This is a genomic window from Thalassospira sp. UBA1131 (assembly GCF_002311515.1).
In the GTDB taxonomy this organism is placed as follows: domain Bacteria; phylum Pseudomonadota; class Alphaproteobacteria; order Rhodospirillales; family Thalassospiraceae; genus Thalassospira.
The window spans coordinates 7,151-21,251 of sequence record NZ_DCAO01000109.1; the positions used below are offsets into that span (position 1 = coordinate 7,151).

The following is a 14,101-nucleotide window of genomic DNA, read 5'->3' on the forward strand; positions in this document are numbered from 1 at the left end:
TTGCCCGACAAAAGCGTTTCAGTCAGACGAAATTGCGTTCTGTTCGGTTGCCCTGATCGTGACTTGCGCGTAAACTCCGCGCCGATCTAAGAAATGGAGCTTACATGTCCGAGGCTACTGCATCTCCCGCACTTCCTGAAGATATCGCGAAACTGAGTTTCGAAGAGGCGCTTGGGCAGCTTGAAACCCTTGTGCGTCAGCTTGAACAGGGGCAGGTCGGGCTTGATGACGCCATTGCGTCCTATGAACGCGGTGCGGCGCTGAAACGCCATTGCGCGGACAAACTGCGCGCGGCTGAAGAGCGCATCGAAAAAATCACCCTGAATGCGGATGGCCGCCCGTCGGCAACACCGACCGAAATTGAATAATCGGAGACCGTCGTGAGTTACGACATGATTGCCGAACTGAGTGCGGCGTCTGCTGATCTGGGCGAGACGCTTGACGGGATCCTGCCCCGCGCCAATGGCCAGATCGAGCAGCGCCTGTATCAGGCGATGCGCTATTCGACGCTGGGCGATGGCAAACGCTTGCGCCCGTTTCTGGTGCTGAGCTCTGCTGGTTTGTTCAAGGTATCGCGCCGCTCCGCCCTGCGCGTTGCCGCCGCGGTCGAGATGGTACACAGCTATTCGCTGATCCATGATGACCTGCCAGCGATGGATGACGACGATCTGCGTCGCGGCAAGCCCAGCTGTCACAAGCAGTTTGACGAGGCGACGGCGATTTTGGCCGGTGATGCGTTGCTGACCCAGGCGTTTGAAGTGCTGGCTGACGAAGACACCCATCCTGATCCCCGCGTGTGTACCGATCTTGTCCGTGCCCTTGCCCGTGCGGCGGGGCCGTATGGCATGGTCGGCGGGCAGATGATCGATCTGGCCGGGGAAGGGCAGAGCTTTGATCAGGCGCAGGTGACACACCTTCATTTGCTCAAGACCGGGCGGATGTTTGCCTTTGCCTGCGAAGCCGGTGCGATCCTTGGCAAGGCACCGAAAAGCATTCGTTTGGCGCTTCGATCCTATGCGCATGACATGGGACTGGCGTTTCAGATCAAGGATGACATCCTTGATGTCGAGGCAAGTTCGGAAGAACTGGGCAAGACGGCCGGCAAGGATGTTGATCAGGAAAAATCAACCTTCGTCAAATTGCTCGGCCTTGATCAGGCCCGCGAACAGGCCAGAATGCTGTGCGATCAGGCGATCAATCATCTGAACTGCTTTGACGATGAGGCCGAACCGCTGCGTGCGGTGGCACGTTTTGTGGTTGAACGCGGCCGTTAATCGGCTGTGGCCCTAGATCATTACCATGACCGATCATGCGCCATATACAGCCGGTTTTCGCGACCGGCTGTTTGACAAGGATCCGTTTCCGTTAGCGATCTGGTATCCGGCGACGGCACCGGAAAGTTCGGTGCGCCATATGGGCGTGGTTTCCAGTGCGGCGCGCGGGGCCGCCTTTGCCGATGACGGCCCGTTTCCCATCGTGCTGTTTTCGCATGGATCGGAAGGGCATCGGTTCAATCAGTTCTGGTTGGCGGAATATCTCGCACGGCGGGGTTATATCGTCGCCGCCCCGCAGCATCATGGCGACAATTACCTCGATGTGTCCGAAGCCCGGCAGTTGGCGATTATCGAGCGCCGCCCGCAGGAAATGCGTCTGGCACTTGATCTGTTACTGGCGCATGACGAGATCGGCCCACAGATTGACCAGGATAAAATCTATGCCCTTGGCCATTCGGCAGGCGGGGCGACGGTTCTTAAGCTGGCGGGTTGGGATTTTGATGCCAAGGCCTGGCAGGATTACTGCGAAATCAACGCCGATAGTGACCACGTGATTTGCCAGCACGCGCCAAGCGATGATCACCTTGATCGGTTGCACACTGTTTATGGCGGGCCGGTAGTGTCCGAGCGTGATGACCGGATTGCCGCCATCATCGCGATTGCGCCAGCCTTTGGCGTGGCGGCGACCGATGCGGGATTGAGCGATATCGATATCCCGATGCTGTTTGTCGAGGCCGATACGGACGAAATTCTGCATGACCATGTTAACGCCGCGCACTTTCGCAAGCTGTTGCACGGGCGGGCAAAGTTTGTGAAGGTCAAGGGGGCCGGGCACTATTCATTCTTGCCGAAATGCACCCCATATATTGCAGAGAATTTTGGCTATTTATGCCGCGATTTTGGTCAGGATCGCGACACCATTCACCGCACTGTCGAGCAAGTGATCCACCGTTTCCTCGATAAGGTAAAAACCGGTGAAATTCAGGGTCGCTAATTCGGTCGAACCTCGCTATTTTACGCAGCTTGCAACATGGCGCCATAACAGTCACCCTGTTGTAACCAACGCCATATAAAAAATTGAAATCGAGATCGGAATGAGCACGACCTCCAAGACCCCGCTGCTGGATACCATTAACACCCCCGAAGAGCTGCGCAAGTTGCAGCCTGCCCAGATGAAGCAGGTTGCCGACGAATTGCGCGCCGAGGTGATTGATGCGGTATCGGTGACTGGCGGGCATCTGGGTGCTGGACTTGGTGTGGTCGAGCTGACGGTTGCGATCCATTACCTGTTTGATACGCCTTATGATCGTTTGATCTGGGATGTTGGTCATCAGTGCTATCCGCATAAAATCCTGACCGGGCGGCGTGATCGTATCCGCACCATTCGTCAGGGTGGCGGTTTGTCCGGTTTCACCAAACGATCCGAATCCGAATATGATCCGTTCGGTGCCGGGCATAGCTCCACCTCGATCTCGGCAGGCCTCGGCATGGCGGTCGCCAACCAGCTATCGGATGACAAGCGCAAGAATGTGATTGCCGTGATCGGCGACGGATCGATGAGTGCGGGCATGGCCTATGAGGCGATGAACAATGCCGCCGCCACCGATCAGCGCTTGATTGTCATCCTGAACGATAACGACATGTCGATTGCCCCGCCGGTGGGGTCGATGTCGGGTTATTTGTCACGCCTGATTTCGGGCAAGGGATATCAGGGGCTGCGCAATGCGGCCAAGGGCCTGACCAAGCATCTGCCGCGCCAGATCGAAGAGGCCGCGCGCAAGCTTGAAGAATATACCCGTGGCATGGTCACGGGCGGCACGCTGTTTGAAGAAATGGGCTTTTTCTATGTCGGGCCGATTGATGGTCACAACATGGATCATCTGTTGCCGGTTTTGAAAAACGTCCGCGATGCCGATGTTGATGGCCCGATCCTGATCCATGCCGTCACGCAAAAGGGCAAGGGCTATGGCCCCGCCGAAAATGCCGCCGACAAATATCATGGCGTTGCCAAGTTTGATGTTGTGACCGGCAAGCAGGCCAAGCCGACCCCGAATGCGCCGAGCTACACCAAGGTGTATGGCGAAACGCTGGTGAAGCTTGCGGAAAAAGACGAGAAAGTCACGGCGATCACGGCCGCAATGCCATCGGGCACCGGAGTGAACATCTTTGCCGATCATTTCCCCGATCGTGCCTTTGACGTCGGGATTGCCGAACAGCATGCGGTGACCTTTGCCGCCGGGATGGCGTGCGAAGGGTACAAACCGTTTTGCACGCTGTATTCGACCTTCCTGCAGCGTGGCTATGATCAGGTCGTGCATGATGTCGCGATCCAGAACCTGCCGGTGCGTTTTGCCATGGACCGTGCCGGTCTGGTCGGGGCCGATGGCGCGACCCATGCCGGGGCCTATGACATTGCCTATCTTGGCTGTTTGCCGAACTTTGTTTTGATGGCAGCCGCCGATGAAGCCGAGCTTGTCCACATGACCACGACCGCCTGGGCGATTGATGATCGACCATCTGCGTTCCGCTATCCGCGGGGCGAGGGTGTTGGCGTTGAAATGCCGGCCGAGGGCAAAGTCCTTGAAATCGGCAAGGGGCGTATCCTGCGTGAAGGGGGCAAGATTGCCATCCTGTCCTATGGCACGCGACTGGCCGAGGCGCTTATTGCAGCCGAAGACCTTGCCGCACGGGGGTTGCCTGCGACGGTTGCCGATGCACGCTTTGCCAAGCCGCTGGATCATGAACTGATTGCCGATCTGGCGCGCAACCACGAAGTCCTGATCACCATCGAAGAAGGGTCGATCAACGGCTTTGGCGCGATGGTCCTGCAACATATGGCAGGGTACGGGTTGCTTGATAACGGGCTTAAGATCCGCACCATGGCGTTGCCTGACGCGCTGATTGATCATGACAAGCCGGAAATCCAGTACGAAAAAGCCGGGCTTGATGCCAAGGCCATCGTCAAGACCGCGCTTGGCGCGCTTGGCATGAGCGAAAGCAAGGCGCGCGCCTGATCAGGTCAATGAATTTCGAGATTAAAAAGGCCGGTTGTCATGCACGACAACCGGCCTTTTTCGTTCTTCGCGTGCGTCATTCGACGTAAATCATCTTGTGCGTCATGCCGCCATCAATGCGGATGGTTTCACCGGTCATGAAGCCGGATTTATCGCCATCCAGCAGGAAGGAGACGGCCTGTGCGATGTCTTTAGGCGTGCCAACACGGCCAACCGGGTGTTGCGCCTTGTCGGCTTCGCTGTGGTCAGGTTCGGTTTTGTTGGCGTTCTTCTGCCAGTCGCCAACTTCGATCCAGCCCGGTGCGATGGCGTTGACGCGAATGTCACCTGCAAGGCTGACCGCCAGCGCATGCGTCAGGGCAACGATGCCACCCTTGGACGCGGCATAGGGTTCGGTGTTGGCCTCTGACTGGAAGGCGCGGGTGGAGGCGATATTGACAATCGCGCCCTCGGTGTCGCGCAGATGCTGTGTCGCGTGCTTGGTTGCCAGAAACGCACCACCCAGATTGACATTGATCACGCGTTGCCATTGGTCCCATTCAAGGTCTTCGATGTTGGGGACATGCGGATTGGCAATCCCGGCATTGTTGATCAGGCCATCGATGCGGCCAAACCGGTCAACGCATTGCTGGACGCAAAGTTTGATGTCGGGTTCATGGGCGACATCGCCCCGCAAAAACAATGTGCGGTCACGTTCAGCGTCCGTCAGGCTATCAAGCGCGTCCTTGCCCGCATCGGCATCAAGATCAAACATCGCGACCTTCCAGCCAAGCCCCAGAAGATGCTTTGAGATGCCAAGGCCCAAGCCCTGGGCGCCACCGGTGACAAAGGCCACGCGTGGTGATTTTGCGGACGGGTTATCCATGTCTGCCCCATTTGGTTTTGATGGCAAGGCCGGGCGGATGCGCAGCCCCTAAGGAACTCTGGGGAAATGGTCTTGTTTGCGCGAAATTGCAAGGCGTTTGTATCAGGCGGATGCTGACCCGTTTTCAAGCCGATCGAGCAGGGCATGAACGAAGCCCTCCTGCCGCCCGTTAAGGCCGCGACGGGTTGCGAGATTTTGCAGGGCCTCGGTCGCTGCGATATGCAGGCGGTAATGGCCGGGATCCTGATCAATGCGGGTGGATTGTTGCGCACTGTCGCCAAACACCATGGCATGGCACAGACCGGCATTGGCCGAGGTAAAGGCGCGACAGGTCAGCGGGCGGATGGCGTAAATGCTGCAGCGATCCTGTTCATCAAGCAACGGGCAACGCACCCGGACGTCCGCGGTTTTTGTATACTGTTCGATATCGTTTGCGGCGCTGCGCAGGCGATCTTTCAGGGCATCGATCTGTGGCGTGGTGAAAGTTGCCGTGATGTGGGCGGCGATCAGGTCGGTCACGCCGGGCGGGACACTGACAAACAGGTGGCAGCAGGCGCTGCATTGATCGCGACAGGCACGCGGGTACGGGTTGGGGAAGCTTTGGCGCAAGAGGCTAGACGCCTGTTCGAGTATCGCCATGGTGGCCCCGGCGGCATCGGCAAGCGTATCGGCCGCATCAAGGGCGTGGTCCAGTTCGGTGCGGAAATCGGCAAACATCTGTTCGTAGCGCCGCGAGGCCTCGGTCGTCAGGGCGCCGGTCTGGGCGATGTTGCGCGAAACCCGGTCTATTGCGTCATCAAGCTTGGTCATCAATCCCAGTTACTTTCGTGCTGGTCCCTACGACAGGCCTTCAGATTGGCTGTTTGGTCGTTATCTAATTTAGCATTGTTTGGCGTTATTCCCTAAAAATTGCATAACGGCGGAGTTCGTGACGTTCGGGTTTTGGGTGTGCAGGCAAAAAAAATCGGCCAGATAAATCCGGCCGGGGAGGTAGGGTCAGAGACCCGATGGGTGCTGCGGGAAAGAGCTTTCTGTTAGCAGGAAAGGCTCTGGGCAGCGGGAGTATAAGACTGCAACGCTTATGCTGCAGGGGAGGTAAAGGTGTCTTCGTATTGTTTGCGCAGCTGGGCCTTCTGAATTTTGCCCATGGTGTTGCGCGGCAGCTCCTTGATCACCCAGATGCGTTTTGGCACCTTGAATTTCGCCAGCTTGTCCTGGGTGCGTTTGATGATGGCTTCGGGATCGGCTTTATCGCCATTGGCGGCCACAATCACACCGGCAACGGCTTCGCCGAAGTCGGGATGGGGCAGGCCAAAGATCGCGACTTCATCGACCTCGTCATATTCGGCGATGACTTCTTCGACTTCCTTGGGATAGACGTTAAAGCCACCGGAAATGATCAGGTCCTTGTCACGGCCAACGATGGTGACATAGCCGTCTTCGCCGATGGTGGCGAGATCGCCGGTGATAAAGAAGCCGTCTGAGCGGAACTCGGACGCGGTTTTTTCCGGCATCTGCCAGTAGCCTTTGAAAACGTTCGGACCACGGACTTCGAGCACGCCGATTTCGCCAGCCCCCAGAACATTGCCATCCTTGTCACAAACGCGTGCCTCGATCCCCGGCAGGGTCGGGCCAACCGCACCCGGACGGCGTTCGCCATCAAGCGGGTTGGACGTATTCATGCAGGTTTCGGTCATGCCATAGCGTTCAAGGATCTTGTGACCGGTACGTTCAAAGAATGCGTCATGGGTTTCGGCCAGAAGCGGTGCCGAACCCGACACGAACAGACGCATGTTGGCGGTAACATCCTTGGTGAATTTCGGATGGGCCAGCAGGCGGGTATAGAAGGTCGGAACGCCCATCAGGACGGTTGATTGCGGCAGGCGTTCAATCACGTCATCGGCATCGAATTTCGGAAGCAGGATTACCTTGCCGCCATTCATCAGCATGATGTTGATCGCAACAAACAGCCCGTGGGTGTGGAACAGCGGCAGGGCGTGCAGCAAAGTATCCCCCGGCTTGAAGCCCCATGCCTGATGAAGGGTTTTGGCGTTCGAGCCCAGATTGTTGTGGGTCAGCATCGCGCCCTTGGACCGGCCCGTGGTGCCCGAGGTGTACAGGATGGCAGCAACGTCATCCTTGTCGGCGGCGACGATGTCGGTCATGGCAGTGGCGTTTGCGGCTTCGTCATTGAGGCTGCCATCGCCGTTTGAACCAAGCGACAGAACTGCCGCCACGTCATTCTTGTCACCGAGTTCCTTGGCCGCATCAATATGGGCCGGACGGCAAACGAAGACACGCGGTGCGGCATCACCGAGGAAATAGGCGATTTCATCACCGGTATAGGCGGTGTTGAGCGGCAGGTGAATGGCGCCAAGTTGCAGGCAAGCCAGATAGAGCGCGATCACATCGGATGATTTGTCGACCTGGGCGGCAACGCGGTCACCCTTGACCACACCATGGGATGCCAGCACGGCGGCATAACGACCGGTGCGATCAAGCAGCCACGAAAAACTGCGTTCGGTGCCGTCGCGTTCAATCAGAAACGTGCGGGATTTGTCGGCCGGAAAACGGTCCAGAAATGTTTGAAGAAGATTATCTGACATGGTCATACCTGTTTAAATTCCGGCAAGCTGTGCGACGGATTTCGATGTGGCGATCTTTCCGTCATTCATCAGTGCTTCGTGGTTTTTCTCGATATCATTGAGGTGATAGGCGTAGTTCACCATCATGCCGCCCGCCTGACGCAGACCCTTTTCGGATGTGTCGCCAAGCCAGTTCAGGCGTTCAAGCTGTGCACCATTGCCCAGATGGAAGCGGGCCGTGGGATCAAGCGGGGACTTGCCGCGTTTGCAGGTGGCAAGATAGGTGGCACACAGCGCCAAAGTCGGCTTTTGCAGCTTGGCGACCTTGATCGGATCGTTGATCCAGTCGTCTTCGCTAAGCCCGTCCAGCACCTGACCGGCAAGCTCGGCATCGTCTGCCTTGCTTTTCTGGCGGGTGCGCAGCCAGCCCATGAAGCCCGGAATGGGCGACAGGGTGGCGAATTGTTTGAGCTGCGGGAATTCGCGTTTGAGTTCCTCGACCACCTGTTTGATCAGGAAGTTGCCAAACGAAATCCCCTTAAGGCCCGCCTGACAGTTGCTGATCGAATAGAAGATCGCCGTGTTGGCGGTTTCCGGTGCCTTTTCATCGATTTCCGGGGCCAGAAGCGCCTGAACGCTATCTGCCAAGCCGTGCACGAGGGCGACTTCAACAAAGATCAGCGGATCGTCGGGTATTGCCGGATGGAAGAAGGCAAAGCATTTCCGGTCGGTCGCCAGACGACGACGCAGATCTTCCCAGCCCTGAATTTCGTGGACCGCCTCATAGCGGATCAGTTTTTCAAGGATGGCCGCCGAGGTATCCCAATCAATGTGACGCAACTCAAGGAAACCACGGTTGAACCAGCTGGTCAGCAGGTGCTGCATGTCGGCATTGAGCGGTTCAAGATCGCGGTTGTTCTTTAACAGTGCGATCAGGGTTTCACGCATATCGACAATGGCCCGCGTACCACCCGGTGCCATGTTGATCTTGCGCAGCAGTTCCTGACGGATCGGTTCCGACGTTTGGGTCAGGACGGCGAGGTTTGCCTCGGACGGGTCCTTGGCAAAGGCCTCGGCGGCCTTGGTGACCTTGGCGCGATCAGCACTAAAGTCATTTTGCATCATCCGGAAGAAGGCCAGATGGTCTTCTTCGGGCAGGTTTTCCCAAAGCCGCACCACTTCGCGTGCAGCCGCGGTGCCACGTGCCTCGCCCTTTTGCGAAACAAGGTCCTTGCACATGGCACCAAGCTGCTTGAGCGGGTCCTGCGGGGTCGAGAGTGGCAGATCAAGCAGTTCGCGACCACGGTCGGCAATGCTTGAAAGCCAGCTTTTGACAGACATGCCTGACATTAGCGTCCTCCGATGATGGTTTCCGGAAGCCAGGTGGCGATCTGCGGGAAGAAGCACAGAATAATGATCGCTGCGATCATGCACATCACGTAAGGGAAAGCGCCCTTAAGGATGCTCTGCAGACGGATGTCGGGTGCAATGCCATTGATGACATACAGGTTCAAACCAACCGGCGGGGTGATCAGACCGATTTCCATGTTGATCGTCAGGATCACGGCAAACCAGTAAGGGTCGAAACCGGCATTGATGATCACCGGCAGCAGGATTGGTGCGCTCATCAGGATGACGGCGACCGGCGGCAGGAAGAAGCCACTGATCAGCAGGAACACGTTGATGAAGCCCATCAGAACCCAACGGTTGACCTCAAGGGCGGAAATCCACTGTGCAATCGACTGGGTGATGAACAGTGATGACAGCATGTAGCTAAACAGGCCGGCAGCCCCGATGATCAGCAAGATCATCACGGATTCCTTGGTGGTGTCACGCATGACATTCCAAAGCTGACCCGGTTTCCACATGCGATAAACGATCATCGCCGTGATCAGGCAGAACAGTGCACCAACGCCAGCCGTTTCCGAAGGTGTCGCAACACCGCCATAAAGGGCGAACAGAACCGCACCGATGATGACAAGGAAGGGCAGAACACGCGGAAGGATTTCAAACTTTTCCTTCCAGGTGTATTTGACAACACCAAGGGCGGCCTGGGCGTTACCCTGACGCCAGGTCGAATAGAGCGACCAGGCCATGAACAGGGCGGTGACCAGAAGACCCGGCAGAAGACCGGCAAGGAACAGGCGCCCGATCGAGGTTTCGGTCGAGATGCCATAAACAATCATGGTCACACTTGGCGGGATCAGGATGCCCAGCGTACCGCCAGCGGCAATTGAACCCGCCGCAACCGTATCGGGGAAGCCGCGTTCGCGCATCGCCGGGATGCCCATCTTGCCGATTGCGGCACAGGTGGCAGGCGATGAACCCGACAGGGCGGAAAAGATCGCGCAGGCGCCAAGGTTTGAAATCACAAGCCCGCCCGGAATACGGGTCAGCCAGCGGTCGAGAACGGAATACAAGTCACCACCGGCCCGAGACGAGGCAACAACCGCCCCCATCAGGATGAACATCGGGATGGCGAGAACTTCGAAACTTTCGAGTTTGCCGAACAGGATTTCCGGCAACAGTGGCAGCGACCCGGTGCCATCAAAGGTGATGATGAAGCCAACACTGACCAGAAGCAGGCCAATACCGACCGGAATGCCGGAGAAAAGAACAAGGGTGGTTGCGATGCCGACAACGGCCGCAAGAAGCAAGGGATCCATGATGCGGCCTCCTTAGGAAATGTCGTCGCGAATATCGAACGGTGTCGATCTGCGGGTGATGAGCGACAGGAAATCGGCAAAGAATTGCAAGAACAGCAAGCCAAAGCCAATCGGCAGCGCGGTGTAAGGTTTCCAGAGTGCGACGGCCCAGATGGTTTCAGACAACCAGCCGCCTTCATAGGCCTCGATCACCAGTTCCAGACCATAGAAGCCAAACAGTGCGCTGATCGCCATGCCACATGACAGGGTCAGGATGGCAAGGGTCATGCGTGCGCCGCGTTTGAGGTACATCGGGAACAGGTCAACATTGACGTGACCGCGCAGCAATTGAACATAGGGCAGGCCGACCAGTGTTGCGCCGATCATCAGGAAGATGACGGCTTCGGTCTGCCAGACGGTGGATTCATTGAGCACATAGCGCATGAAGACCAGCTGGCAGATGATCAGCATCGCAATGGCAAACATGCTTGCCGATGCGATCCCGCAAATGCGCGATAAGAAATGGATGGCAGAAATGACGCCATCAAGCGGGCCCTTTGGCGCCTGGGACCGGTTTGCGGCCATGGCGTTTTGATGGTCGATCGGCTCGACATCAGGCGGGGGAGGCATATCTGATTTAACGGAATGCGACGCACTTGGTGTCTGCGTGAAATCGTCTGGCAGATCAATCGGAAGTGGGTGCGGGGACATGGCGTTCGACACGCGCGTTCTCCTCTGACGGAACCGTATTGGTCTATATTTTTGTATTTTGAGGAATGGGGTGGTGCCGGACAGACCGGCACCACCATCACTTCACGTCAAGAACCGATCACTCGACTGCAAGTGCCATATCAAGAAGTTCCTGACCGTTCGGGGTCTCTTCAACGAACTTCTTGTAGGAGGTTTCCTTGGCCAGAGCTTGCCAGGCAGCGAAGTCTTCGTCGGTCAACTCGGCGATTTCAACGCCGTTTTCCTTGAAGACAGCGATGCTGTCAGAGTCCTGCTTGCGGCCTTCGGTGGTGTAGTATTCCTCAGCCTTTTTCGCAGCAGCAGCCAGGGCTTCTTTCTGCGCATCATTGAGGTTGTCGTAGCTTTTCTTCGACATCAGGACCGGCTGATACATGAACCACAGTGCGTTGCCTGCGGCCGGGGTGTAGCAGCTGACCTGCTCGTAGATACGATAGGAAACGAAGCTTGAGGAGCTGGTGTTGGTGGCATCAAGAACGCCGGTCTGCATGGCCGGATAGATTTCCGAGCTCGGCATGGCGGCGATGGATGCACCGGCACCTTCAAGCATCTGCTCGAACGATTTGCCGGCGGCACGAATCTGAAGGCCTTTGACGTCTTCGGGCTTGCGGATGCAGCCCTTGGTCGAGGCAAAGCCACCGGCCAGCCAACCCTTGGCAACGGTTACAACACCATCTTCGTTCAGGAGTTCTTCGATTTTAGCCATGAACGGGGATTCGTTGATGCGGTTGGCATGATCGTGGTTTTTAACCAGTGCCGGCATCAGGGTCAGGTTGGTTGCCGGAACGCGACCACCGGCATAGGCCAGCGGATAAACGATCATGTCGAGCTGCCCGCGTGTCATCGGGGTCCACTGTTCTTTTGCCTTGAACAGGGAGCCGGACGGGAAGATCTGGATTTCCAGATCAACGTTTGCGGCTTTGACTTCATCGGCGACGATCTGAGCAACCTTGTGACGGATGTCGCTGGTCGACCACTGGTGAGACAGTTTGAGCGTCTCGGCACCAGCAGATGCGGACATGCCAAAGGCAGCAACAGACATGGAGATGGCGGCGACAGACGCCGTAAGAGTCTTCTTGAAAATCTTCATCTTTATCCTCCCGGATGAAGCATGCGTTTTGAATGCATTTTGACGGCTTTTTGCACGTCTTATTATTGATGCGGTTTTCGCATTGGAAGAAAGCGTTACAGATTTCTGGCATGCTGTCCACGCAATTTTGTATACCAGAACGTCATTTTGCAGTGCCACAAATCCGCGCCCTAGTATTTGCCGGGGGATTTAGGAAAACCGGGCCTGAACTTTTGCGATGCAGCAGGAAATCATCGCAAAGCAGCATCGAAAAGGCTTTGATTGGTACCAGAATATGTGTTCTGGTATACCAGTAAGTGACGAAAAACGAGGTCCCACATGTCGCAAAACGGAAAGCTTGCCACCGATCTGGTCCAGAAACTTGAACGCGATATCGTGACCGGTGTGCTCAAGCCTGGCGACAAACTTGACGAGCGTTCGTTAAGCGAACGGTTCGGTGTTTCACGCACGCCGGTGCGTGAAGCGCTTCAGACACTTGCCGGTTCGGGACTGGTTGCGACCATGCCGCGCCGTGGCACCATTGTTGCCTCGATCACGGTTGCCGAACTGATTGAAATGTTCGAAGTCATGGCCGAACTTGAAGCCATGTGTGCCCGGCTGGCGGCACGACGCATGCCGCGTGTGGATATCGAAAACCTGATTGCGCTGTCCGAAGAGTGCAACGGGCTTAAGGATCATGCCGATGCGGACGCCTATTACGAGGCCAATGTCCGCTTCCACGAGGCGATCTACGCCGGATGCCGCAACAGTTTCCTTGAACGTCAGACCAAGAATGTGCGCAACCGACTGGCACCTTATCGTCGCCTGCAATTGCACCGTCCGGGACGTGTGAAGAAATCCAACAATGAACATGCCGATATCCTCAGTGCCATTTCCAATGGCGAGGCCGAGACGGCCGGCAAACTGATGCAGCAGCATGTGGCGGTTCAGGGTGAGTCGCTTAATGATCTTCTGGCGATTGTGCCGCGCGGATACCTCGAACCGCTGGCCAGCTAACTCCGGTTTAAAAGCGACACCAAATGCGTGACCTTTTTGGGCGGGTGCGTTAAAACGCGCTCATGGCAAAGAAACGTTTGGATCAGTTGCTTGTGGAACGTGGACTGGTGGAAAGCCGGTCCAAGGCACAGGCTTATATCATGGCAGGCAATGTCTTTAGCGGCGAGCAACGGCTCGATAAGCCGGGCATGCCGTGCAAGGAAGACATTTCCATTACACTGCGCGGGCAGCCCCATCCGTGGGTGTCACGCGGCGGGCTCAAGCTTGAAAAAGGGTTGGCCGAGTTCGAGATCGACGTGACCGATTTTATCGCGGTCGATGTTGGTGCGTCGACGGGGGGCTTTACCGACGTTCTCCTTCAGAACGGGGCGGCAAAGGTTTATGCCGTTGATGTCGGGCAGGGGCAGCTTGATTGGAAGCTACGCAATGATGACCGCGTTGTGGTCATGGAAAAGACCAATGCGCGCCACCTGACCGAAGAACAGATCCCCGATGCCATTGATATCGTTGTTTGCGATGCCAGCTTTATCGGGCTTCGTACCGTGCTTCCGGCCAGTATGGAGCGGGTCAAGACGGGCGGGTATCTGATTGCGCTGATCAAGCCGCAATTTGAAGTCGGCAAGGAACGGGTCGGCAAGAAAGGGGTCGTTCGCGAACCTGAATTGCATCAGGAAGTCTGCGATATGATTTCCGACTGGCTTGCCAATCTTCCGGGGTGGGAAGTGCTTGGCATTACCAAAAGCCCGATCACCGGTCCCGAAGGCAATGTTGAGTTTCTGATTTGCGGGCGGAAAACGGCCTGATCAACAGGCCCGATTTCCAGCCGCCGTCATCAGATTACTTGCCGATTTTCTTCATGAAGAAATCAATGCCGGCCTGGGCGCA

13 protein-coding genes are annotated in these 14,101 nt (G+C 56.7%); 6 read left to right on the plus strand and 7 right to left on the minus strand.

Annotation, left to right across the window (positions count from 1 at the left end; all coding sequences use genetic code 11):
- Positions 1 to 104 precede the first annotated feature (104 nt).
- The 4 genes from B3Z49_RS17805 (at position 105) to dxs (ending at position 4,288) form a co-directional block, all read left to right on the plus strand.
- On the plus strand, positions 105 to 368 hold the full coding sequence (locus B3Z49_RS17805; RefSeq protein WP_008891279.1) for an exodeoxyribonuclease VII small subunit: 264 nt from the start codon (positions 105 to 107) through the stop codon (positions 366 to 368).
- Positions 369 to 392: 24 nt separating this feature from the next.
- A complete protein-coding gene (locus B3Z49_RS17810) occupies positions 393 to 1,274 on the plus strand; it encodes a polyprenyl synthetase family protein (RefSeq protein WP_008891280.1) in 882 nt (293 codons plus the stop codon).
- A 25-nt stretch (positions 1,275 to 1,299) separates the two neighbouring features.
- Positions 1,300 to 2,268, plus strand: a complete 969-nt coding sequence (locus B3Z49_RS17815; protein WP_296993283.1) for an alpha/beta hydrolase family protein — start codon at positions 1,300 to 1,302, stop codon at positions 2,266 to 2,268.
- 100 nt (positions 2,269 to 2,368) lie between these two features.
- Complete coding sequence (dxs, locus tag B3Z49_RS17820) at positions 2,369 to 4,288, plus strand: 1-deoxy-D-xylulose-5-phosphate synthase (protein WP_296993285.1); 1,920 nt, start codon at positions 2,369 to 2,371, stop codon at positions 4,286 to 4,288.
- Between the two features lie 76 nt (positions 4,289 to 4,364).
- On the opposite strand, the gene B3Z49_RS17825 is transcribed toward dxs, so the two are convergent.
- The 7 genes from B3Z49_RS17825 to dctP all read right to left on the minus strand — a co-directional run bounded on the left by B3Z49_RS17825 (position 4,365) and on the right by dctP (position 12,220).
- Positions 4,365 to 5,153: an SDR family oxidoreductase gene (locus tag B3Z49_RS17825; RefSeq protein WP_296993287.1), complete on the minus strand. Its 789-nt coding sequence runs from the start codon at positions 5,151 to 5,153 to the stop codon at positions 4,365 to 4,367.
- A gap of 102 nt (positions 5,154 to 5,255) precedes the next feature.
- Positions 5,256 to 5,963 carry a YkgJ family cysteine cluster protein gene (locus B3Z49_RS17830; protein WP_296993289.1) on the minus strand — a complete coding sequence of 236 codons (708 nt, stop codon included), beginning with the start codon at positions 5,961 to 5,963 and terminating at the stop codon, positions 5,256 to 5,258.
- Positions 5,964 to 6,232: 269 nt separating this feature from the next.
- Positions 6,233 to 7,759, minus strand: coding sequence for a malonate--CoA ligase (locus B3Z49_RS17835; RefSeq protein ID WP_197145274.1), 1,527 nt, complete (start codon positions 7,757 to 7,759; stop codon positions 6,233 to 6,235).
- A gap of 12 nt (positions 7,760 to 7,771) precedes the next feature.
- Positions 7,772 to 9,088 (minus strand): malonyl-CoA decarboxylase, encoded by a 1,317-nt coding sequence (locus B3Z49_RS17840; RefSeq protein ID WP_008891286.1) that lies wholly within the window; start codon positions 9,086 to 9,088, stop codon positions 7,772 to 7,774.
- Positions 9,088 to 10,404, minus strand: coding sequence for a TRAP transporter large permease (locus tag B3Z49_RS17845; protein WP_008891287.1), 1,317 nt, complete (start codon positions 10,402 to 10,404; stop codon positions 9,088 to 9,090). Before B3Z49_RS17845 ends, B3Z49_RS17840 begins: the two co-directional genes overlap by 1 nt.
- Before the next feature lie 12 nt (positions 10,405 to 10,416).
- Positions 10,417 to 11,106: a TRAP transporter small permease gene (locus tag B3Z49_RS17850; protein ID WP_008891288.1), complete on the minus strand. Its 690-nt coding sequence runs from the start codon at positions 11,104 to 11,106 to the stop codon at positions 10,417 to 10,419.
- Positions 11,107 to 11,212: 106 nt separating this feature from the next.
- Positions 11,213 to 12,220, minus strand: coding sequence for a TRAP transporter substrate-binding protein DctP (gene dctP, locus B3Z49_RS17855; RefSeq protein ID WP_296993290.1), 1,008 nt, complete (start codon positions 12,218 to 12,220; stop codon positions 11,213 to 11,215).
- Between the two features lie 318 nt (positions 12,221 to 12,538).
- On the opposite strand from dctP, the gene B3Z49_RS17860 reads away from it, so the two are divergent.
- On the plus strand, positions 12,539 to 13,216 hold the full coding sequence (locus tag B3Z49_RS17860; RefSeq protein ID WP_008891290.1) for a GntR family transcriptional regulator: 678 nt from the start codon (positions 12,539 to 12,541) through the stop codon (positions 13,214 to 13,216).
- 62 nt (positions 13,217 to 13,278) lie between these two features.
- Entirely contained in the window at positions 13,279 to 14,019 is a 741-nt protein-coding gene (locus B3Z49_RS17865) for a TlyA family RNA methyltransferase (RefSeq protein WP_296993292.1), read from the plus strand.
- The last annotated feature ends 82 nt before the right edge of the window (positions 14,020 to 14,101 follow it).